Here is a 21,156-nt window from a genome sequence, read left to right as displayed (position 1 = left end):
CCCGCCAGCGGCGGGGCGTCCGATCTGCACGCCACAACCCTCCGCAGATCATCAGCACCTTGACCTGAACCCCTCATGTGAGGCCGCGATGCACGCCCTGGCTGTCGAGCACGTTGAATCCGGGCGCGCCGGGATGGGCGCCGCAGATGACGGCGTCGCGTCCGCGGATGGTGGCAAGGGTGGGACCGGGCGCGGTCTGCGCAACGGCGGACCCGGCCGCGAGCAGTGCGAGAGCGGTCAGGACGGTCCGTTTCATGATGGCTTCTCCCGAATTGTGAATGCGTTCGCAGGTTTGGGCCGGAGGATTGATACCCACGCGGCCGGTTCGTCCGAAGGCCGGACGGCCCCCGGACATCGCCGGGGGAACCGCCTCAGCGGACCGGCGGGCTGCAGGCCGGCTCGCCGGTGGAGACGCCGCAGTTGAACTCGCCGCGCGCGCGGATCGCCGACGGCGTCGGCCCCGCCTGCTGCGGCGCCACGTCCTGCGCGACCGCCGGCAGCGCCAGCAGAAGGCCCGCCAGCACCACGACCGGTCGTATCATCGAATCCTTCCTCGTGATCATGGTCTGCAGCGCGGCCGTCGCGCACAGCGCCGTGGCGGTGACGGTCAGCCGGAGCATGTCCGGCGCGATGTGCCCGAAGGCGCCGAACAGGCCGATGCCGCCGAGCAGCAGGCGCAGCGGGAGTCCCATCGGCCGGACCAGATAGCCCGCATAGGATGCGGTGATCAGCAGGAGCGACACCACCTGGATCGAGGTGGCGGTGAGGATCTCGACCAGTCCGCCGCGCAGCATGATGCCCGGGTCGTAGATGAAGGCGAAGCCCACGGTGAAGCCGGCGATGCCGAAGCGGGAGGCATGCAGGCTGGCGATGGTCGGGCTGGCCTTGGCGATGGCCGCGGCGGCGAAGGCGGCGGCCGCCACGGGCGGCGTCGCGTCGGCGATGACCGCGAAATAGAAGATGAACAGATGCGCCTGCATCATGTCCACGCCGAGCGGGCGGCCGAGTTCGAGCACCTGCGGCACGCCGATCGCCGCGGCGATGATGTAGGACGGCGTGGTGGGGATGCCGAGGCCGAGCACCAGCACGGTCAGGCACAGCAGCAGCAGCAGCAGGCCGAGGTTGCCGCCGGCCAGTTCCTTGATGATGCCGCCGAAGGCCACGACCATGCCGGTCGCCGTCAGCACCGACACGACCACGCCGGATGCGGCGATGGACACCGCGAGCGGCGCCATGGTCAGCCCGGCATTGGTCAGGCTGTCGAGGATCTCGCGCCAGCCCATGCGGGTGCGCGCCCGCAGCCACGACACGGCCACCATGGCGAGCGTGGCGCAGAAGGCGGCGTAGTTGCCGCTCCAGCGTTCCATCATCAGGTGGACGAGCAGGCCGATGGGCACCACCAGGTGCAGGTCCGCCAGGACCTCCCGCCAGGCGGGGATGTCCTGCAGCGCCATCGGCTTCATGCCGGCGCGCTTGGCCTCGAAATGCACGGCGGCGACGATGGCGAAGTAGTAGAGCACCGCGCCGATCGCCGCGGCGACGAGGATGTCGCCGTAGGGGATGTTGGTGATCTCGGCCATCACGAAGGCGGCCGCGCCCATCACCGGGGGCATCAGCGCGCCGCCGACCGAGGCCGCGCTCTCGATCCCCGCCGCGACCGCCGGCCTGTAGCCGATGCGCACCATCAGCGGGATGGTCATCGCGCCGGTGGTGATGACGTTGGACACCGAGGACCCGCTCATGGTCCCGAACAGGCCCGAGGAGATCACCGCCACCTTGGCCGGGCCGCCGGTGTAGCGCCCCGCCGCGACGGCGCCGAGGTTCGAGAACAGCCGCCCCGTCCCGCTGCCCTGCATGAAGGACCCGAACAGGATGAACACCGCGATGGTGGTGGCGACGATGCCGGTCAGCGGCCCGTAGACGCCGCCCGCCGTCGGCACCAGCCAGGCGGCCTCCATGATCTCGGCGGCGGTGAAGACGCGCGTGTTCAGCACGCCCGGCAGGTGGTGCCCGAAGAACATGTAGAGCAGGCAGATCGCCACCATCCAGGCGAGGCCCGGTTCCACCGCGCGGCGGATCGCCTCGAGCATCGTCACCATGCAGATGATGGCCAACGCCATCATCGTCGGCGTGAAGGGATCCACATACTCCATGCGGTCGGAGACCGCGGCGGCGAAGACGAAGACCCAGAGATGCGGCGCCGCCGAGGCCGCCGCCCAGGCCCAGTCGGCCACGCTCGGCCGCCGCATCGGCGAGCGCTTCGGGAAGGCCGGATAGAGCAGGAAGAGCGGCGGCGTGAAGACGAGCAGATGCAGGCTGCGCATCTCGATCGGCTCGGGGAAGCCGAAGCCGCCGAAATAGAGATGGACCGCGGCCCAGAAGGCCAGCCACAGCGTGACCGTGCCCCTGAGCCATGCCGGAAGCTCGCGCACCGCGCTCTCCCCGTCCCGTCGCGGCGCGCCGGCGTCAGGCCGGCGGGCTCGCGCCGACCGCGCGGAAGGCGGCGGCCGCACCCGGATGGAACGGCACGCCGCGGTAGCCGACGGCCTGTTCCGGCGTCCATCCGGCCATGCTGGCGTGGATGGTCGCGAGCCGCTGGCCCTTGTTCCTGATCAGCGTCGCCGTGATCTTCTGCACGACGTCCGCCGGGATACTCTCGTGCACCAGGATGACGCTGTCCATCATCGTCACCGGCACGTCGCCGGTCATCAGCTGCGGATAGGTGCCGCCCGGCAGGATGCCCTGGGCATAGGCGTATTGCTGCGTCAGGTGGTCGCGGATGTCCTGCGGGAAGGCCACCATGCGGCCGCCGCGGCGGCCCTGCGCGATCTCCGTCATGATCGCCGCCGGCTTGGCCAGCGCCACGTAGAGGTAGTCCACCTGCCCGTCATTGTAGGCCGCGGCGATGTCGGCATAGGACCCGTTGAGGTAACGCCCGCCTTCCGCACGGATCTTGTCGGGCGAGGTGCCGAGGAAGCGCAGGATGCGCTGCAGCGTCATCTCGTCCGTGCTGGAGCGCTGCGGCGCCGCGATCTTGAGCCCGCGCTGGGTCAGGATCGCGCGCATGTCCTCGGGCCCCGCGCCGGTGTGGCGGAGGAAGTGGTGCTCGGTCGGCGAATAGCCGGTGCCGAGGCTGCGGATCTTCTCGTGCTTCGCGGTGTAGGGCTCGATCCCCTGCACGGCGGAGGCCGAGAAGGCATCGATGCCCCAGCCCATCTGCGACTGGTTGTTGTTGATGCGCGTGGGGTTGGCCAGCCCGCCGCCGGGCACGACGCGGATCTGGATGTCCGGATTCTCCTCCCGGATCAGGGAAGCGAGGCCGGCCGCCATGGTGTACCAGCCGCCGCCGACGGAGCCCGCCACCCATTCCAGCGTCGTCTGCGCCGTGGCGGTGCGGACGAAGGGCGTGGCGAGCGCCACGCCGAGGGTGCCGCGCGCGATTCCTCGCCGCCCGATCAACAGGGTCATTCCCAGCCTCCTTAGCCTCCGAACCGCCACATAAGAACAGGCTTGCCGCGATGCCGCAACGCCGCTTGGCAGCCTGCGCGCGGCGGTGCGAGGCTTCGCCGCATCCGCAACCGGAGGCAGTCATGCAGCGAAGATCGATCCTCGCCGGCAGTGCCGGCCTGCTCCTCGCCCGGCCCGGGCTCGCGCAGGGGAATGCGGCGCATGCGCTGCGCTTCATCCCGCAGGCGGACGTCACGACGGTGGATCCGATGTCCACCACCTCCTACGGCGTGCGCAACCACGGGCACATGTGCTGGGACACGCTCTACGGGCTCGATGCGGATTTCGTGCCGCGGCCGCAGCTCTGCGAGGGCCATGCGCAGGAGGATGGCGGGCTGCGCTGGGTCTTCACCCTGCGCGAAGGCATCCGCTTCCACGATGGCGAGCCGATCCGCGCGGCCGATGCGGTGGCGTCCATCCGCCGCTGGGCGCTGCGCGATTCGCTCGGCCAGTCGCTGACCGAGCGCCTGGCCGGGATGCGCGCCCTCGACGACCGCCGCTTCGAGATCCGCCTGCGCACGCCCTTCGGGCCGATGCTGGACGCGCTCGCGAAGCCGTCCTCCTACCCGTGCTTCGTCTATCCGCAGCGCTTCGCGGAGGTCGATCCGGCGCGGCCCTTCACCGAGGTCGTGGGCTCCGGCCCCTACCGCTTCGTCGCGGAGGAAAGGCTGTCCGGCGCACGCGCCGTCTATCGGCGCTTCGAAGGCTATCGCCCCGCCCCGGCCGCGCCGAGCCTGCTGGGCGGCGCCAAGCTCGCGCATTTCGAGCGCGTCGAGTTCCACATCATGCCCGATGCCGGCACCGCCGCCGCGGCCATCCAGGCCGGCGAGATCGACTGGTGGGAACAGGTCGCCCCCGACCTGCGGCCGGTCATGCGCCGCCACCGCGACATCGTGCTGGAGCGCGTCGATTTCGGCGGGCTGATGGCGATGCTGCGGTTCAACCACCTGCATCCGCCCTTCGACAACCCGGCGGTGCGCCGCGCCCTGCTGCACAGCGTGACCCAGGCGGATTTCATGACCGCCATCATGGGGAACGACCGCAGCCTGTGGCGCGACGGCGTCGGCGTCTTCCCGACCTCCTCGCCGCTGGCGAACGACGAGGGCCTGTCCGCGCTGACCGGCCCCCGCAGCACCGACGCCGCCCGCGCCGCGCTGCGCGAAGCCGGCTACGCGGGCCAGAAGGTGACGGTCCTGCATCCGACCGACGTGGTGAACAACAATACCCTCACCACCGTGCTGACGGATGCGCTGAAGCGCTCGGGCCTCGATGCGGAAAGTGCGACTTCCGACTGGGGCACCGTGCTGCAGCGCCGCGCCAACCGCGAACCGCCCGATCGCGGCGGCTGGAATGCGCTGGTGGTGCTGTTCGGCGGAATCGACCTCGCCAATCCCGGCCAGCACCCGCTGCTGCGGGCCAACGGCGCCCAGGCCTGGTTCGGCTGGCCGACCAGCCCGGCGCTGGAGGCGTTGCGGGAGGAGTGGTTCGCCGCCGGCCCGCTGCCCGCGCAGCAGGCGATCGCCCGCCGCATCCAGGCGCAGTTCTGGCGGGACCTGCCCTTCATCCCGCTCGGGCAGTACTTCATCGACAGCGCCTGGCGGCGCGACATCGGCGGCGTGCAGAAGGGCATGGCGCTGCCGATCAACGTGCGGCGCGGGTGACACCGGCCCGGGGCGCCGCCCGGCACGGCCGACCGGTTCCCGGTGTCCAGAGGCCTTTCGGCCCCTGGCGGGTGGCGGTCCGGGGGAGGGCGGCGCCCTCCCCCGTTCAGCACGCCGCCGCCGCGAACATCCGCGACGGCGCGACGAATTCCTCCTGTGCCGCGACCGTCAGGATCTCGCGCGAGCCGGCCTCCGCCGTCCGCCGCAGCAGCCCGAACACCGACGACGCGGCGGCGGCGAGCGCCGCATCGGCTCCGCCGCGCAGCCTGTGGAACAGGAACAGCGCCGCGATCGCATCCCCCGCCCCGTTCACCGACACCGGCAGCATCGGCGTCGAGATGCGCCAGAAGCGCCCGCCCTCCCCCGCCAGCATGCCGATCTCGCCCTCGGGCGTGTCGTCGAGGTGCAGCGAGGTGACGAGCACGCAGCGCGGCCCGCGCGCCTGCAGCGCCGTCACCGCCGCCTTGGCGTGCTCCAGCGTGCGCACCCCGGTCCCTGTCAGCCATTCCAGCTCGAACTGGTTGGGGGTGACGATGTCGGCGGCGGGCAGCGCCTCGTCGCGCATGAATTCCGGGATGCCTGGGCGGACGAAGACGCCGCGGCCGACATCGCCGATCACCGGGTCGCAGCACCACAGCGCGGCCGGATTCGCCGCCTTCACGCGGCGCGCGGCATCGAGGATCGCCTCGCCGATCTCCGCCGAGCCCATGTAGCCCGACAGCACCGCATCGCAGCGCGGCAGGGCGCCGCGCTCCTCGATGCCGGTCACGCAGTCGCGGATCAGCTCGGCGCCGAAGACCTGGCCGCGCCAGGCGCCGTAGCCGGTGTGGTTGGAGAACTGGACGGTGTGGATGCCCCAGACCTCTGCGCCGAGGCGCTGGAGCGGGAAGATCGCGCTGGCATTGCCGACATGGCCGTAGGCCACCCAGGACTGGATCGAGAGGATCGAGGGCATGTCCGCATCCGCCGCGCTGAAGGGCGCGGACGCTAGGAAGCGGCCGAGGTCGGGTCAATCCGCCGCCCCCCTGCTTGCGCGGCCCGGCAAGACCCGTCCATGCTGACAACGAAGCCCGGGGGCCCAACCCGGGGAATGAACCCCTGAGGGAGGGAACCGGAATGACCGCATCGCTCACGCGTCGTGAGGCACTCGCCGCCGGCTTCGGCACCGTGCTGCTGCCCGCCACGCTCTCGGCCCAGCCGGCGCAGAAGCCGGCCGAGTTCAAGATCGGCGTCACCACCTTCCTCTCCGGTCCGGCCTCGGTCTTCGGCGTGCCGTCGCGCAAGGCCTGCGAGCTGCTCGTCGAGCAGATGAACGCCGCAGGCGGCATCGCCGGCGTCCCGCTGCGCCCGATCTTCGTCGACGAGGCCCCCGGCACGGACCACCTGGTCGGCGAATTCCGCCGCCTCGTGCAGTCCGAGGGCGTGCACGCGATGTTCCAGTCGATCTCCTCGGGCTCCTGCCTCGCCTGCACGCCGCTGTCGCGGGAACTGCAGAAGCTCACGATCCTGTGGGATTGCGGCACGCAGCGGATCTTCGAGGAGAACCGCTGGGACTACGCCTTCCGCACCCAGGGCTACGGCACGCCGGAGGTGCTCGCGCCGCTGCTGTACCTGCTCAAGACCAAGCCGAACATCCGCACGCTCGCGGTGATCAACCAGGACTACGCCTGGGGCCGCGACTCCTGGGAGCTGTGGAAGGCGGCGATGGACGCCCTGAAGCCCGGCGTGCGCGTGGTGGCCGAGATGTTCCCCCGCTTCGGCTCGACCGACTTCTCGACCGAGATCACCCGGCTGCTCGCGCTGCGCCCGGACGTGATCTACTCCACCTCCTGGGGCGGCGAACTCGTCACCTTCGTCCGCCAGGCGACCGAGCGGCGGCTGCATGAACGCAGCACCTTCGTGCTGCCGGTGGCGGAAGCCTCGCTGCCGGCCCTCGGCCGTTCCATGCCGGAAGGACACATCATCGGCACGCGCGGGGATCATTGGAACAACCACCCCGCACCGGCCAACCCGCAGCTCTTCGCCTCCTTCGTCAACGCCTACCGCCAGCGCTTCAACGAGTGGCCGATCTATCCCTGCCACCACATGGCGCAGGCGCTGTGGGCGCTGAAGGCGGGGCTGGAGAAGGCGGTCGCGGCGAAGAACGGCGGCTGGCCCTCCGATGCCGAGCTGGCGAACGCCTTCCGCGGCCTGACCTTCCCGACCCCCACCTCGACCATCACGCTGCGCGAGGACGGCCAGGGGCTCGAGGACCAGATCGTCGGCCTGTCCTCCTTCAACGAGCGGTTCCCCTTCTCGGTGCCGAAGGAGATGATGCTCTTCCCCGGCGCGCAGGTCTCGGCGCCCGTCGGGCAGAAGAGCACCGACTGGCTGAAGACGCTGACGCCGGATTTCATCCAGCAAGCCGGCCGTTCGATCTGAGGCGGCACGCGCCATGGCCGAGTGGTTCCAGGACAATGGCCTTCTTCTCGGCCTGGCCCTGCTGGACGGGTTGTCCTCCGCGGGGTTGATCTTCCTCGTCGCGGTGGGGCTCAACCTCGTCTTCGGGGTGCTGCGCATCGTCAATGTCGCGCATGGCTCGCTCTATGCGATCGGGGCCTATTCCGCGGCCTCGATCGGCATCTTCCTGGCCAGCCTCGGCCTGCCGGGCTGGGCCTCGATCCCGGCGCTGGTGGTCTCCGCCGCGCTGGTCGGCGCGGTGCTCGGCCCGCTGATCGAACGCTTCCTGCTGCGCCGCATCTACGCGCAGGAGGAGGTGGTGCAGCTTCTCGTCACCTTCGCCCTCTTCATGGTCCTCGAGGACGTGCAGAAGCTGGTCTGGGGCGTACAGCCGATCCACCACGACACGGCGATGACGCTGCTCGGCACCATCGACATTCCCTTCGCCGGCGACGTCATCCCCTTCACCAACTACCAGCTCTTCGTCCTGCCGGGCTTCGCCGTGGTCACCCTGGTCGGGCTCGCCTGGTTCCTGCGCCGGACGCTGACCGGGCGCGTCATCGTCGCCGTCACCACCGACCGCGAGGCGGCGACGGCGATGGGCATCGACGCCAGCCGCATCTACCTGCTGACCTTCAGCTTCGGCGCCGCATTGGCGGCCCTCGGCGGGGCGCTGTCCTCGCCCACCGCGGCGCTGGTGCCGGGCATCGGGGCGCAGACCATCGTGCTGTCCTTCGCCGTGGTGGCGACCGCCGGCCTCGGCCAGATCGAGGGCGCGGCGCTGACCTCCCTGATGATGGGCCTCGGCCGGTCCATCGCCGTGTATTTCGAGCCGGAGCTGGAAGTCGTGGTGCCCTACATCATCATGGTGCTGGTGCTGCTGGTGCGCCCGCAGGGCCTGTTCGGCGTGACCGAGACCCGGCGCGTATGAGGAAGATCGAACCCATCCTGGCGGTGCTGCTCGCCGCGGCGATGATCGCCGCCGCCATCGCCGCGCCCTGGCTGCGCTTCGTGCTGACCATCGCGCTCGCCAAGGGCATCGCCGTGCTCGGCATCATGCTGCTGCTGCGCGCGGGCCAGGTTTCCTTCGGCCACGCGCTGTATGTCGCCTTCGGCGCCTATGTCGTCGCCTTCCTCGCACCCAGGCTGAACGACGCGGTGCTGCTGCTGGCGGCCGCGGCCGTCGGCGCGGGGCTGCTCGGCCTGCTCATCGGCCTGTTCGTCGCCCGCTACCGCCAGATCTTCTTCGGCATGCTGAACCTGGCGATGTGCATGGTGTTCTATTCGCTGCTCGAGAAGCTCTACCACATCACCCGCGGCAGCGACGGCATCCGGGTGGAGGTGATGCCCGTCGCCGGCCAGGCGCTCGATCGCGTCGCCTACGAATGGGCGATCTTCGGCATCGCGCTGGCCCTCGCCCTCGGCCTCGGCATCCTGCTGCGGCTCTACCTGTCCTCCCCGATGGGCGAGGCGCTGGCCGGCATCAAGACGCGCGAGACGCGGCTCGAATTCATGGGCGTGCCGGCGCGCGGCGTGCTGCTCTCGGCCTATGTCATATCGGCCGTGGTGGGCGGCATCGGCGGCGCGCTGATCGCCATGACCTCGCGCCACGTCACGCCGCTGCTCTCCTACTGGACCGCCTCGGGCGAACTCGTCTTCATCGCCATCCTCGGCGGCGCCGGCGGGGTGCTGGGGCCGTTCCTCGGTGCCGCGGCCTATGAGCTGATCCGCGTCTATGCCGCCGCCTCCTTCGCCGATGCCTGGCAGATGATCCTGGGTGCGGCGCTGCTGCTGGTCATCCTGTTCGCCCCGGGCGGGCTGTGGGGCATGGCCGGGCGGCTGGCCGGGGGGCGCGGGCGATGAGCGAGGTGCTGCTCCAGGCCGCCGGCCTGCGTCTCGCCTTCGGTGGCGTGCGCGCGGCGGATGGCATCGACCTCGCGGTGATGGGCGGCGAGTTCCTCGCCATCATCGGCCCGAACGGCGCCGGCAAGACCACCTTCATCAACATGACCACGGGCTACCTGCGCCCGCAGTCCGGCGAGATCACCTACGAGGGCCGGCGCATCACCGGCATGGCGCCGCGCGCGATCGTGAAGCTCGGCATCGCGCGGTCCTTCCAGCTCCCGCAGCTCTTCCTCGAACACACGGTGGAACAGAACCTCGCCCTCGCGGTGGCCTCGCGCGAGGGGATCTGGTCGCCGCTCGCGCCCCTGCGCCGCCCCCGCTACCGGGAGGAGGCGCACGACCTGCTCGAACGCTTCGGCCTCGCCGCCATCGCCGGCACGCGCGCCGATGCGCTGAACGAGGGCGCGCGCAAGCTCGCCGACATCGCCATGGCCGTGGCGCTCAGGCCCCGCCTGCTGCTGATGGACGAGCCGACCTCCGGCGTCGCCGCCTCCGAGAAGATGGCGGTGGTGGAAACCCTCGCCCGCGTGCTGCGGGAGGCCAAGGTCACGGCGGTCTTCGTCGAGCACGACATGGATGTGGTGGAACGCTTCGCCGACCGCGTCGCGGTCTGGAGCCAGGGGCGCATCGCGGCCCTCGGCCCGCCGCAGGAAGTGCTCGCCGACCCGGCCGTGCAGCGCGACGTCATCGGCATCGAACGCCACCCCGCCACGCCGGAGGCGCCCCATGCTTGAACTCTCCGGGGTGTCCGTCTCCATCGCCGGGGTGCCGGTGCTGCGCCAGGTCTCCCTCACGGTCCCCGCCGGCGCGCGGGTGGCGCTGATCGGGCGCAATGGCGCGGGCAAGACCACGACCCTGCGCACCCTGATGGGCCTGGTCACCGCCACCTCGGGCAAGGTGATGATCGACGGGGAGGACGAGACGCGCCTGCCCCCGCATCATCGCCCCCGCCACGGCATCGGCTATGCGCCCGAGGAGCGGCGCCTGTTCGGCTCCTTCACGGTGGAGGACAACATGCTCCTGCCCGCGCAGGTGCTGCGCCTGCCGGCGGAGGAGACGCGGCGGCGGCTGGAGCGGGTCTATTCCCTGCTGCCGGAACTGCGCGACCTGGCGCCGCGCAAGGCCGCGGGGCTGTCGGGCGGGCAGGGCAAGATGGTGGCGCTCGGCCGCGCGCTGATGGTCGGCACCAAGGCGGTGCTGCTGGACGAACCCTTCCAGGGCCTCGCCCCCGCCCTGGCCCTGCGCTACGCGGAGGCGCTGAAGCGCCTGCGCGCCGCCCTGCCCGACGTCGCCATCCTGATCACCGAATCCAACCCGGAACTGCTCCGCCCCCTGGTCGAGCAGACCTATGTGATCGAGCGCGGGGAGATCGCGGCGGACTGATCCGGCTTGCGGCCGGCCGGGCATGAGCACGCCGTCCGCCAGGCGGCCGGGGTGCTGGTCATCAAGCGGCTGCGGGACAGGGGCTACGGCCAGCGGGCCTCCGTCTTCCCCGATCCGGAGGGCAACCGGATCGATGCGGGGCAGCGGAGCGGAACCGGGGCCGGCCGGTTGCAAGCTGGCCCCCTCTCCCCTATACGCGCCCTTCCCTGCCCGCCGGTCGGCATCGTCGGGCGTTCAGTCGCGAGTCCAGCCCATGAAGCCCGATATCCATCCCGACTACCACGAGATCACGGTCATCATGACCGACGGGACCGAGTTCAAGACGCGGTCCTGCATGGGCAAGGCGGGCGATACGCTGCGTCTCGACATCGATCCGAAGTCGCACCCGGCCTGGACCGGGCAGCAGCGCGTGATCGACACCGGCGGGCAGATCGCGAAGTTCAACAAGAAGTTCGCCGGCATCGGCGTGCGCAAGAAGGCCTGATCCTTCCATGCCCCTGGGCGGCGAGGAGGTCGCGACCGACCCCGCCCAGGTGGCCCGCCTCTGGGAGGCGAATGCGCCCGCCTGGATCGCGCTCTCGCGCGCCGGCTGGGATCTCTACCGCGACCATCTGAACACGCCCGCCTTCCTGCGGATCCTGCCGCCGGTCGGAGGCCTGCGTGGCCTCGACATCGGCTGCGGCGAGGCGACCAATAGCCGCACCGTCGCCGCCCGGGGCGCCCGGATCACCGCGCTGGACGTGGCACCGAGTTTCCTCGCCGCCGCGGCGGCGACCGAAGCCGCCGACCCGCGCGGCATCCGCTTCGTCCGGGGCAGCGCGCTGGCCCTGCCCTTTCCGGACGGCACCTTCGACTTCGCCACATCCTTCATGTGCCTGATGGACGTGCCGCACCCCGACCGGGCATTGACCGAGGCCGCGCGCATCCTGCGCCCAGGCGGCTTCCTGCAGTTCTCCATCCTGCATCCGAGCTACACGGGCCCCGGCCGGCGCGTCCTGCGCGACGCCGAGGGCACCGCCTACGCCATCGAACTGCGTGAGGCCACGCTCCCGGACGGCACGGTGGAACGCTGGCGTTTCTCGAGCGCCCCGCCCGCCTTGCGGGACGCCTACCCGCCCTTCCAGGTGCCGCGTTTCGACCGCAGCCTCGCCTGGTGGCTGAATGCCGTCGCGTGCACCGGCCTCCACCTCGAAGCCGCCGAGGAACCGATCGCCGAGCCCGAATTGGCCGCCCGCGTCCCGACCATCGCCGACACCCGCATCGCCCCGCTGTTCCTGATCCTTCGCGCCCGCAAACCGCTTCGCTGACCAAGCGCCAGAGTTCCGTGGTCCAGAGGGCCGTCGCCCCCTGGCGGGGAGGTCCGGAGGGGCGGCGCCCCTCCGGTCCGCCCTCCCCTTGAACCGGCCATCTCCTGCTCCATCTCCAAGGGGCCGACGGTGCCCTGCACGGGGCCGCCGGCGCGGAACGGCAGGGTCGCCCTCTGGGGCCCAATGAGCCCGGATCCGCCCCGCAACGAACCTTGCTGAGGCAGGAGGTTCCATGAACGCGATCGACTTCTCTCCCCTTTTCCGCACCGCCATCGGCTTCGACCGTCTCGCACGGCTGATGGACAACGCGCGGACCGTCTCCGAGGGCAACGGCTACCCGCCCTACAACATCGAGAAGACCGGCGATGACAGCTACGTGCTGACCATGGCCGTGGCCGGCTTCTCCGAGAACGACATCGAGATCACGGCGCAGGAGAACACCCTGACCATCGCCGGCCGGCCCCAGGCCCAGCCGGAGGATGGCCGCCGCTTCCTCCATCGCGGCATCGCCGGGCGCGCCTTCGAGCGCCGCTTCGTCCTCGCCGACCACATCGTGGTCGAGGGCGCGGACCTCGCGAACGGGCTGCTGCACGTGGCGCTGAAGCGGGTGGTGCCGGAGGCGCTGAAGCCGCGCCGGATCCAGATCCAGGGCTCCCGGCCGGCACTGGCCAGCGAGGCCACGCCGGCGCAGGCGGCCTGACCTGACTCCCGGGGGAGGGGAACCTCCCCCGGGACCTTCCCGACATCGAGCCAGAGCGGCCTTCGTTCGCCCTGGCTCGCTACAACCTCCCGGGAGCGGTTTGCGTTCGCCTCGGCTCACGCCAACCGCCCTGGCCTATCGTCCTTGCGAGCATCTTCACCCGATCAGGCGACTGCACCTGATCGGGATCTGCTCTAACTGATTGATTTTGCGCTGTTCCACTTAGGTGTGGATAGAGGCTCAAAGATTTTGACCTCCCCTCCTGCGTCACTATAAACCTCACACCATGTCCACACCCACCGTGAAATCGGCTTCCATCGGCAAAGGAAGCTTCGGTATTGTCGTCCTTGAATGGTTCGTCGCTCCTCGATTGTCGGCACTGATCTCATGCAGCGCGCCTGAAATCATTTCACTCGCCAATCCCATTGGGCGGTTGATGTTTGAAGGCGTCTTCGGAAATCTGCCAGTTAAGAATGACGCTCAGCGCACAGCCATTGTTCAAGTATGCCGCCGATCATCAGAGGCGATTGCTGCCTACGTCAACGGCCGGCGGTTCCTGATTGACTTCGTGAATTCTCCTATTAAGGCGGACAACTTGCAGGCACATGCCGAGGCAGTTCAATATTTCGAGACATGCATTTCGAGCGTTTATCTTGCACTCAACATGTGGGTTCGTCACTTCAACGCAATTGGAATTCCCGTTCCGGACGTATCATCGGTCAATCGCAGGAACATCGTTTACGCGCCAAACGCAGTATTTGACCGGCTCAGGATGATCCACAACCGCGTCAAGCATTTTGACGAAGATGTGGAGGAAGCCATGGTTGCTGGCAATACGCCGCCATCGTCTCCTATTTGGTTTGTTAACGATGGAATCGAAAGCACGGACAAAAGTAATGGGTCCAGTGTCAAGCTCAATTTTCAAGAACTGGTAGAGGTTCTGGAAGACGCGAGGCAGATTACTCTCATGTTTGCGGAAAGGCTGCCTGAGCGCATCAGAGCCCGCCTTAGAGGAGAGAGCGATCCAGCAGCGCCGTCCCCGCAGCCTCCTTAACCATCGCCCCGTGCCAGCCGAAGTAGTTGCCGAGATACTTGGTAGCTACCCCTCGGCAACGCCCGTTCACCAGCACCTTGATCTGCCCATGATGGGCGTTCACCCGGCCCAACCCGAGACGGCCCTTCCGACGCGGCTTGGTCGGCCCCACGATGGCCTTCGCGGCACTGCTGGTGACAGTGGTGACCACGACGCGACGGTGTTCCGCACCGGCCTTCACCGCCGCCTTCACGTAGCCCTGCTGCCCATCCGAACACAGGACCGAACCCGCCGCGATCCGGCCTTCCAGCGCCTCCGCAATGGCGTAGCGCGAGCCAAGAATGGCCTCGTAGATGCCCCCACCCGTATCCAGCGCCGTCAGCACCGGCACCTGTGCGTGTGACAACCCGCGCGTCAGCGCGCCCCATCCCGAAGGACGCGCTGCGCGGAGTTCGGGAGGGCGCCCCTTCTTCCAGCCTCGGTCGCCCTTGAACGACCTAACGAAGAACGTCTCGTCGGCTTCGATCACACCCGAGAGGACGGGCGTGTTGTCGTTGGCTGCCGCCTTCAAGAACCGATGCCGCCAGCGCCATATGGTCTTGTGGTTAAGCCCGATGCGCGTCTCCATGATCCGCCGCACCGAAAGGTGGTCGTTCATGCAGCCGAGATAGCGGCCCCACTTCTCGGGCTTGCGTGCCCTCGCCATCGGCGTGCCGGTGAGGATGTTGAAGGTGCGGCGGCAATCCACCGCGCGGCAGCGGAACCGCTGTCTGCCGTCCATGTCCTTGCCGTGGAGAACCACGTCTGTGCCCTTGCAATGGGGGCAGGTGCGCGACTGGACGAGGGCCTGCGTGCGCCGGGCGAGGGAGACGGCGCCAAGCTGTTCCGAGACGACGGCTTGGATGAGGATTTCGAGGTCGAGGACTTGATCCGGCGAGGCGGTGCGGATCGCGGTCTTGAGGGCTTCAAACCTCTGAAATTCCATCAGGATAGTGTCTCATGAGCCCCATTCTGCGAACCGATTTGTTGCGATCTGGACCTATCCACACCTAAGTAGAACAGCGTAATTGATTTTACGAACACCTTCACCCGATCAGGTGAATCCACCGATCGGGATCTGCCCTACGTCCCGCAGAAGGTCTGCAGGACACGTTCCTCCGGGCGCGGCGGCTCGGCATGGCGTTCCCGGCCGGGCTGATCCTCGAAGGGGCGCTCCAGCACTGCCAGCAGGGCCTCGAAGGGCGCCAGGTCGTCGCGCTGCACGGCAGCGGCGATCGCTTCCTCCACCAGGTGGTTGCGCGGGATATAGGCCGGGTTCACCGCACGCATCGCCGCGGCGCGGCCCGCACCCTCCCGCGCCAGCCGCGCGCGCCACCGCACAAGCCACGGATCGACCGCCGCCGGCTCGGCGAACAGCGACCGCAGCGCGGCGTCCTCGCCCTCCGCCGCATCGCACAGCCGCCGGAAGGTCAGGGTGAAGTCCGCCCCGCCCTCGGCCATGAGGGTGAAGAGGTCCTGCACCAGCGCCTCGTCGTCCTCCTCCTCCTCCGTCAGGCCGAGCTTGCCCAGCAGCCCTTCCCTCCAGGCGGCGCCGAAGCGCGGCGCGAAACCGGCCAGCGACGCCCGCGCCAGCTCCAGCGCCTTGTCCTCGTCCTCGGCGATCAGCGGCAGCAGGCATTCCGCCAGCCGCGCCAGGTTCCAGTGCGCGATGCCCGGCTGGTTGCCGTAGGCGTAGCGTCCGATCCGGTCGATCGAGGAGAACACCTTCTCCGGGTGGTATTCATCCAGGAAGGCGCAGGGGCCGTAGTCGATGGTCTCGCCGGAGACCGCGCAGTTGTCGGTGTTCATCACGCCATGGATGAAGCCGACCAGCATCCAGCGCGCGACCAGCGAGGCCTGCCGCGCCACCACGCCGTCGAGCAGCGCCAGGGCCGGGTTCGCCGCCTCCGCCGCGGCCGGGTCGTGCCGGGCGATGGCGTGGTCGGCCAGGATGCGCAGTGCCTCCGTGTCCCGCCGCGCGGCGAAGTACTGGAAGGTGCCGACGCGGATATGGCTTGCCGCGATGCGGGTGAGCACGGCGCCGGGCAGCGCGTCATCCCGCATCACCCAGTCGCCGGTGGCGACCGCCGCCAGCGAGCGCGTCGTCGGGATGCCGAGGGCGGCCATCGCCTCGCTGACGATGTACTCGCGCAGCACCGGGCCGAGCGCCGCCCGCCCGTCCCCGCGGCGGGAGAAGGGCGTGGGGCCGGACCCCTTGAGCTGGATGTCGCGCCGCAGGCCCTCCGGCGTGACCACCTCGCCGATCAGGATGGCGCGCCCGTCGCCGAGGCTCGGCACGAAATGCCCGAACTGGTGCCCGGCATAGGCCTGGGCGATCGGCTCGGCGCCCTCCGGCATGGCGTTGCCGGCCAGCATCGCCACCCCTGCCGGGCTCGCGAGCCAGGCCGGATCGAGGCCGAGCGCCCCGGCCAGGGGGGCGTTCAGCCGCAGCAGGCGCGGCGCCGGCACCGGCGTCGGCGGCAGCCGGGCGAAGAGCCGCTCCGGCAGCCGCGCATAGGAATTGTCGAAGCGCGGCGGGCGGCCGGCCTCGGCTGGTGGGGCGGGAGCGAGGAGCGGTGCATCGGGCATCACCCCCCGCAGATCGCGCCGCCAACGCCCCGGCACAAGGGCCCGCCCCCATCGGATGGAGGTCCAGGGGACCCGGTCCCCTTGGCGGGGGCCCCGGGGGCGGCGCCTCCGGGCGGAGCGCGAGGCGGAGCCTCGCATCCCCTTCCTACCACCGGCCGCTGTTCGCGACCGCTGGCATCAGTTCGTCGCCGCCGGCGGCAGCATGATGGTGCTCGGCCTGCCGGCCTCGGTGATGCTGCTGACCGTCACCCGTGCCGGTGCCGTCGCCGAGGCGTTGCGCGCCACATGCGGCGTCATCGGCCGCGGGTGGAAGGTCTGCCCGACCTGGAAGGTGCGCGGCGGCTCGCCTTCCATCTCCAGCGTCACCGCGCCATCGGTCACCAGGGCGATCTCGTCGCCCGGATGCATGTGGCGTGGCGTCGCGCCGCCCGGCCCGAAATCGATGGTGTAGAGCCGGTAGATGCGCTGTTCGGTGCCGAGCAGCGGCGTTTCGAGCAGCACGGTGGGCCGGAATCCCGGCGGCGCGGCCGCACTTGCCGCGGGCGCCGGCGCACCGTGGTGCATCGGCGCGACGGGCGATGCCTGCTGCGCCAGGGCCGTGCCGCCGAAGCCGATCGCCCAGGCCAGGAAGATGCTCCGCATCGTCGTTCTCCCGCAGGATGGGGTTGCCGGCATGCGCCGTCACGCGTCCGCGATCGGGTCGAGGCCGAGCGCGACGCGCCCGGTGAAGCGCTGCTGCCGCTTGGCCGGCAGCGGGTGGAACTGCGCGCCGTGCGCGTCGCGCAGCAGCCGCTCGAGCCCCGTGCGGCGGTAGAAGCCGGCGCCGCCGGCCGCCTCCAGTGCCTTCTCCACCGTCGCGACCACATGCGTCGCGGCGATCGTCTTGCGCACCAGGATCGCGTCGGTGACGTCGAGCCCCATGGCGAAGTTCAGGTCGTCGGCGAGCCGCACCATGGCGTCGGTCGCGAGCTGCGCGGTGGTCAGCTCGTTCGCGAGCTCGCCGATCAGGTAGGGCGCGGAAGGATCGTCGCGCCGCTTCGCCGCCTCCTGCCGCGCGATCGCCGCGGCCGCCTCGGCGACCCCGGTGTAGACCGACATGATCAGCGGCATGGCGACCGTCAGGATGACGTTCCACGCCGGGTGGAAGCGCCCGCGCGCGCGGCGCAGCACCACCGCTTCCTCCGGCACGAAGACCTTGTCGAGGATGACGGTCTGCGAGCCGGTCGCGCGCATGCCGAGGGTGCGCCAGTCGTCGGCGAGCGACACGCCCTCGGCCGAGAACGGCACCGGGAAGTGCAGCACCTGCCAGCCTTCCTGCGGGTCCTGGTACGGCGCCGAGGTGACCAGCACGCCGCCGCGCGGCGACCCGCTGGCGAAGGGTTTCCGCGCGCTGACGCGGAAGCCGCCCTCGGCGCGTTCGACGCTGCCGTTGGACTCCATCCAGTCCGCTGCGCCGGTCGAGACCAGCACGACCTCCGACGCCGCGACGCGTTCGAGCAGCTTCTGCCCCGGCCGCCCGTTGCGGTGGTTGTAGACGGCGGCGGCGACCAGGTGCTGATGCATCGACAGCGCCAGCGCGGTCGATGAACAGTAATGCGCCAGCTCGCGCAGGAAGGCGCACATGGTGCTGTGGGTCACACCACCGCCACCGAGTTCCTTCGGCACCAGCGCCGAGAAGACCTTGTGTTCCTTCAGCACGTCGTAGTGGGGATCGACGAAGACGTCGCCGGCGTCGCGCTCCGCGGCGCCTTCGGCAAAGCGCGGCCCGATGATGTGCACCAGGGCCGGCAGGTCGAGGTAGCGGGTCATGGCATGTCTCCCGTGCATGGTCTTGCCGGGGTGGTGTGCGCCGCGGGCGAGGTCGTTTCCACTTCACAATATGCAGTGGGTCGGCGGGCCGGGCGTGGTAGTCTGGGCCATGGCACAGGCAACGCTGTACGGGCAGTTCTGCCCGGTTTCGATTGCGTCCGAGGTGCTGACGCAGCGATGGACGCCGCTTGTCATCCGCGAATTGCATTGCGGCAGCGTGCGCTTCAGCGACCTGCAGCGCGGCGTGCCGCGCATGTCGTCCTCACTGCTGGCGCGACGGCTGAAGGAACTGGAATACGCCGGCATCGTCGAGCGACGGGAAGCCGCGGCCGGCAGCTTCGAATATCATCTGACGCCGGCGGGGCGGGAGATCTTCCCCCTCGTCGAGCAGATGGGCCTCTGGGCGCAGCGCTGGCTGCGCCACCGCCTGGTCGAGACGCCGAACCTCGATCCCGACCTGCTGATGTGGGACATCCGGCGCAACATCGTGCGCGACCGCCTGCCGGGCGACCGGCGCTTCGTCGTCGAGTTCCTCCTGAGCGGCGCGCCGATCACCCATCGCCGCTACTGGCTCGTCTTCGATCGCGGCGAGGTGGATCTCTGCTATCGCGACCCGGGGCATGAGATCGCGCTCTTCGTCACCGCGGCGCTGCGCGTGCTGACGCAGGTCTGGCTCGGCCATCTCGGCATCGCGCAGGCGGTGCGGGAGGACCAGCTTCGGCTCGAAGGCGCAAAGCCGCATGTCGCGGCCTTCCCCTCCTGGTTCGGACTGAGCGGCTTTGCCCCCGCCGGGCGGCTGCCGCCGGGCCGGCTCGAACTGGCGACACCGGCCTGAGGATCTGTTTGGAAGAGCGCCGTGTGGCGCATTTCCATGTCCGGCATCGGCCCCCACCCCCACCCGGCCACCCAGGTCAGCATGCTGGAATGGGCGGCCAAGCGGGGGTGCGGGCGGATGCGGGATTTCTCAAACGGTCTCTGGGCGCCCGTCGGGCCGCGGGCGGGTCCGCCTGCCGGCGGCGCATCTACGGCCTGCGGAACAGCGCCTCCGCCGCCGCGCGCTGCGCCGCGCCGGCATCGATCGCCGCCTCGGCGCGGGCGATCTCGGCGCGCAGTTCGGCGATGTAGTCCTGCAGTTGCGCCAGGTCCCAGCCGTCGAAGCGCGGCGGTTCCAGCACCTTTCGCCGGCGGGGGCGGTTTTCTTCCTCGTCCGTCAGGGCCATATGGCTTCCTTTCCACATCAGGGCTTTGACCCTGCCCTGCCGCGTCATTATAGGGGGCGGCAACGATGCGGGGGTTCGCTCCTGCCCCTCCCCCCTCGAGGTTTCGCCATGCCACAGCCACTCATGCCGAAAGCCACCGCCGTGTGGCTGATCGACAAGACGTCCCTGTCCTTCGAACAGATCGCCGATTTCGTCGGCATGCACCCGCTCGAGATCCAGGCCATCGCCGATGGCGAGGTGGCGCAGGGCATCGTCGGCTTCGACCCGATCGCCTCCGGCCAGCTCACGCGGGAGGAGATCGCCCGCTGCGAGGCCGACCCCGCCTCCCGCCTGACCCTCCAGGAAAGCACCATCGTGCTGCCGAAGCAGAAGGCGAAGGGCGGGCGCTACACGCCGGTTTCCAAGCGCAATGACCGGCCTGACGGCATCGCCTGGCTGCTGCGCAACTACCCTGCCCTGCCGGATGCTGTGGTGGCGAAGCTGCTCGGCACGACCAAGGACACCATCGCCAAGGTGCGGGACAAGACCCACTGGAACAGCGCGAACATCAAGCCGCGCGATCCCGTGATCCTCGGCCTGTGCAGCCAGGGCGACCTCAACGCGGCGGTCGCCGACATCGGCGGCGGCGAGCCCGCCGAGGCGCACGCGGCCGACGACGCGGCCTGAGGCGATTCCGGCGCCGGTGGCTGCGGGCGCAGCCGCTCCGGCGCCGGTACGCTGTCAGTGTCTGGTGGCGGAGCGCAACCGCTCCATTTCTTCCTTGAGTCGCAACTTTTCTCGCTTCAGCCGGGCCAGTTCCAGGTCATCGGGCCGGGGCCGGCGGTCCTCTTCCACGATCCGGCGCTCGAGGGTGGCATGGCGTTCCTCGAGGGATGCGATCCGGGCATCAAGCGGCATGCGTTGCGCTTCCTCATCCGGGTTGATGCCTCGGCGCGAGGCCGAGGCACGCGCCGCGGGCCGGGCAACCGGCCCCGACACGTCCGGGGGTGCGACCGCCGGGAATGGCCTGTCGCGCCCCGGCCATGGCATGATATGGGCGTTCCGGGCAGGAATGCACTCATCAACTTCGCATCGGGGCCGCCGGCCATGATCGCCGACCGTGACGCCATGCTGCGCCGCCTGCACGAGCTGCGCAGCGAGCACCGCGACCTCGACACCGTCATCGCACGACTGGACGGGTCCGCGGTGGACCAGCTGCAACTGCAGCGGCTGAAGAAGCGCAAGCTGAAACTCAAGGACGAGATCGCCTGGCTGGAAGGCCGCCTCGTCCCCGACATCATCGCGTGAGTCTTTGTTGGTCCTCAGGCGCCGGCGCCGGCCTCCGCCGGCTTGGCTTGCGCGCCGTGCGCTGTTGCCCCGGCGGCCACGGGCAGTCCGGGCGCGGTCGCGCTTCGCGCTCCCGGCCCGAGGCAGGGCCTCGGGCCGAAAGAGGTCGGGCGGGTGGTGCTCTGGCGGGTCGAGCGGCGGCTCCGGGCCGGCTTGGCTTGCGCGCCGTGCGCTGTTGCCCCGGCGGCCACGGGCAGTCCGGGCGCGGTCGCGCTTCGCGCTCCCGGCCCGAGGCAGG

At 70.1% G+C, this 21,156-nt stretch carries 23 protein-coding genes; 13 read left to right on the top strand and 10 right to left on the bottom strand.

From position 1 onward, the window contains the following. Nucleotides 1–73 precede the first annotated feature (73 nt). The 3 genes from GXW74_RS26580 to GXW74_RS26570 all read right to left on the bottom strand — a co-directional run bounded on the left by GXW74_RS26580 (nucleotide 74) and on the right by GXW74_RS26570 (nucleotide 3,468). Nucleotides 74–256 (bottom strand): hypothetical protein, encoded by a 183-nt coding sequence (locus GXW74_RS26580; protein WP_211849809.1) that lies wholly within the window; start codon nucleotides 254–256, stop codon nucleotides 74–76. 115 nt (nucleotides 257–371) lie between these two features. Continuing rightward, a complete protein-coding gene (locus tag GXW74_RS26575) occupies nucleotides 372–2,432 on the bottom strand; it encodes a TRAP transporter permease (protein WP_211849808.1) in 2,061 nt (686 codons plus the stop codon). 34 nt (nucleotides 2,433–2,466) lie between these two features. Further along, complete coding sequence (locus GXW74_RS26570) at nucleotides 2,467–3,468, bottom strand: TAXI family TRAP transporter solute-binding subunit (RefSeq protein ID WP_211849807.1); 1,002 nt, start codon at nucleotides 3,466–3,468, stop codon at nucleotides 2,467–2,469. A 122-nt stretch (nucleotides 3,469–3,590) separates the two neighbouring features. Here GXW74_RS26570 and GXW74_RS26565 point away from each other — a divergent pair, with 122 nt between their 5' ends. Further along, complete coding sequence (locus tag GXW74_RS26565; protein WP_211849806.1) at nucleotides 3,591–5,168, top strand: ABC transporter substrate-binding protein; 1,578 nt, start codon at nucleotides 3,591–3,593, stop codon at nucleotides 5,166–5,168. A 106-nt stretch (nucleotides 5,169–5,274) separates the two neighbouring features. On the opposite strand, the gene pdxY is transcribed toward GXW74_RS26565, so the two are convergent. Next, on the bottom strand, nucleotides 5,275–6,123 hold the full coding sequence (gene pdxY, locus GXW74_RS26560; RefSeq protein ID WP_211849805.1) for a pyridoxal kinase PdxY: 849 nt from the start codon (nucleotides 6,121–6,123) through the stop codon (nucleotides 5,275–5,277). Nucleotides 6,124–6,284: 161 nt separating this feature from the next. Between pdxY and GXW74_RS26555 the strand changes: the two genes are divergently transcribed. The 9 genes from GXW74_RS26555 to GXW74_RS26515 all read left to right on the top strand — a co-directional run bounded on the left by GXW74_RS26555 (nucleotide 6,285) and on the right by GXW74_RS26515 (nucleotide 13,956). Then, nucleotides 6,285–7,589, top strand: a complete 1,305-nt coding sequence (locus GXW74_RS26555) for an ABC transporter substrate-binding protein (RefSeq protein WP_211849803.1) — start codon at nucleotides 6,285–6,287, stop codon at nucleotides 7,587–7,589. A 13-nt stretch (nucleotides 7,590–7,602) separates the two neighbouring features. Then, nucleotides 7,603–8,538 carry a branched-chain amino acid ABC transporter permease gene (locus tag GXW74_RS26550; RefSeq protein ID WP_211849801.1) on the top strand — a complete coding sequence of 312 codons (936 nt, stop codon included), beginning with the start codon at nucleotides 7,603–7,605 and terminating at the stop codon, nucleotides 8,536–8,538. Then, entirely contained in the window at nucleotides 8,535–9,470 is a 936-nt protein-coding gene (locus GXW74_RS26545) for a branched-chain amino acid ABC transporter permease (RefSeq protein ID WP_211849800.1), read from the top strand. The genes GXW74_RS26550 and GXW74_RS26545 overlap by 4 nt, the downstream gene beginning before the upstream one ends. Next, on the top strand, nucleotides 9,467–10,246 hold the full coding sequence (locus GXW74_RS26540; protein WP_211849798.1) for an ABC transporter ATP-binding protein: 780 nt from the start codon (nucleotides 9,467–9,469) through the stop codon (nucleotides 10,244–10,246). Before GXW74_RS26545 ends, GXW74_RS26540 begins: the two co-directional genes overlap by 4 nt. After that, a complete protein-coding gene (locus GXW74_RS26535; RefSeq protein ID WP_211849797.1) occupies nucleotides 10,239–10,895 on the top strand; it encodes an ABC transporter ATP-binding protein in 657 nt (218 codons plus the stop codon). Before GXW74_RS26540 ends, GXW74_RS26535 begins: the two co-directional genes overlap by 8 nt. A 253-nt stretch (nucleotides 10,896–11,148) precedes the next feature. Next, nucleotides 11,149–11,379 carry a 50S ribosomal protein L31 gene (gene rpmE / locus GXW74_RS26530; RefSeq protein ID WP_211849796.1) on the top strand — a complete coding sequence of 77 codons (231 nt, stop codon included), beginning with the start codon at nucleotides 11,149–11,151 and terminating at the stop codon, nucleotides 11,377–11,379. Between the two features lie 7 nt (nucleotides 11,380–11,386). After that, a complete protein-coding gene (locus GXW74_RS26525; protein WP_211849795.1) occupies nucleotides 11,387–12,202 on the top strand; it encodes a class I SAM-dependent methyltransferase in 816 nt (271 codons plus the stop codon). 232 nt (nucleotides 12,203–12,434) lie between these two features. Then, nucleotides 12,435–12,902, top strand: a complete 468-nt coding sequence (locus tag GXW74_RS26520; protein WP_211849794.1) for an Hsp20 family protein — start codon at nucleotides 12,435–12,437, stop codon at nucleotides 12,900–12,902. A 286-nt stretch (nucleotides 12,903–13,188) separates the two neighbouring features. Then, the gene (locus tag GXW74_RS26515) at nucleotides 13,189–13,956 is read left to right on the top strand and encodes a hypothetical protein (protein ID WP_211849793.1); all 768 of its coding nucleotides are present in this window, start codon (nucleotides 13,189–13,191) and stop codon (nucleotides 13,954–13,956) included. Here the strand turns inward: GXW74_RS26515 and GXW74_RS26510 are convergent. The 4 genes from GXW74_RS26510 to GXW74_RS26495 all read right to left on the bottom strand — a co-directional run bounded on the left by GXW74_RS26510 (nucleotide 13,910) and on the right by GXW74_RS26495 (nucleotide 18,372). After that, nucleotides 13,910–14,920 carry an IS1595 family transposase gene (locus tag GXW74_RS26510; RefSeq protein WP_211849792.1) on the bottom strand — a complete coding sequence of 337 codons (1,011 nt, stop codon included), beginning with the start codon at nucleotides 14,918–14,920 and terminating at the stop codon, nucleotides 13,910–13,912. The two genes, GXW74_RS26515 and GXW74_RS26510, sit on opposite strands and share 47 nt — an antisense overlap. 137 nt (nucleotides 14,921–15,057) lie before the next feature. Further along, nucleotides 15,058–16,563: a protein adenylyltransferase SelO gene (locus GXW74_RS26505; protein WP_211849791.1), complete on the bottom strand. Its 1,506-nt coding sequence runs from the start codon at nucleotides 16,561–16,563 to the stop codon at nucleotides 15,058–15,060. Nucleotides 16,564–16,740: 177 nt separating this feature from the next. Continuing rightward, the gene (locus tag GXW74_RS26500; protein WP_211849789.1) at nucleotides 16,741–17,205 is read right to left on the bottom strand and encodes a cupin domain-containing protein; all 465 of its coding nucleotides are present in this window, start codon (nucleotides 17,203–17,205) and stop codon (nucleotides 16,741–16,743) included. Between the two features lie 39 nt (nucleotides 17,206–17,244). Continuing rightward, the gene (locus tag GXW74_RS26495; RefSeq protein ID WP_211849787.1) at nucleotides 17,245–18,372 is read right to left on the bottom strand and encodes an acyl-CoA dehydrogenase family protein; all 1,128 of its coding nucleotides are present in this window, start codon (nucleotides 18,370–18,372) and stop codon (nucleotides 17,245–17,247) included. Nucleotides 18,373–18,481: 109 nt separating this feature from the next. On the opposite strand from GXW74_RS26495, the gene GXW74_RS26490 reads away from it, so the two are divergent. After that, nucleotides 18,482–19,207: a winged helix-turn-helix transcriptional regulator gene (locus tag GXW74_RS26490; RefSeq protein WP_211849785.1), complete on the top strand. Its 726-nt coding sequence runs from the start codon at nucleotides 18,482–18,484 to the stop codon at nucleotides 19,205–19,207. 187 nt (nucleotides 19,208–19,394) lie between these two features. Here the strand turns inward: GXW74_RS26490 and GXW74_RS26485 are convergent, their stop codons facing one another. Continuing rightward, entirely contained in the window at nucleotides 19,395–19,592 is a 198-nt protein-coding gene (locus GXW74_RS26485) for a DUF1192 family protein (RefSeq protein ID WP_211849783.1), read from the bottom strand. A gap of 108 nt (nucleotides 19,593–19,700) precedes the next feature. Between GXW74_RS26485 and GXW74_RS26480 the strand changes: the two genes are divergently transcribed. After that, nucleotides 19,701–20,258 carry a DUF1013 domain-containing protein gene (locus GXW74_RS26480; protein ID WP_211849782.1) on the top strand — a complete coding sequence of 186 codons (558 nt, stop codon included), beginning with the start codon at nucleotides 19,701–19,703 and terminating at the stop codon, nucleotides 20,256–20,258. A 54-nt stretch (nucleotides 20,259–20,312) separates the two neighbouring features. Here GXW74_RS26480 and GXW74_RS26475 read toward each other — a convergent pair whose 3' ends face one another. Beyond that, a complete protein-coding gene (locus GXW74_RS26475; RefSeq protein WP_211849781.1) occupies nucleotides 20,313–20,489 on the bottom strand; it encodes a YdcH family protein in 177 nt (58 codons plus the stop codon). A 189-nt stretch (nucleotides 20,490–20,678) separates the two neighbouring features. Between GXW74_RS26475 and GXW74_RS26470 the strand changes: the two genes are divergently transcribed. Next, nucleotides 20,679–20,879 carry a YdcH family protein gene (locus tag GXW74_RS26470; RefSeq protein WP_184484565.1) on the top strand — a complete coding sequence of 67 codons (201 nt, stop codon included), beginning with the start codon at nucleotides 20,679–20,681 and terminating at the stop codon, nucleotides 20,877–20,879. Nucleotides 20,880–21,156: the final 277 nt, after the last annotated feature.

The organism is Neoroseomonas eburnea (assembly GCF_018129005.1).
Taxonomy (GTDB): domain Bacteria; phylum Pseudomonadota; class Alphaproteobacteria; order Acetobacterales; family Acetobacteraceae; genus Neoroseomonas; species Neoroseomonas eburnea.
Note: the sequence above shows the minus strand (reverse complement) of the source record. Positions and strands in the feature narration are given on the sequence as shown.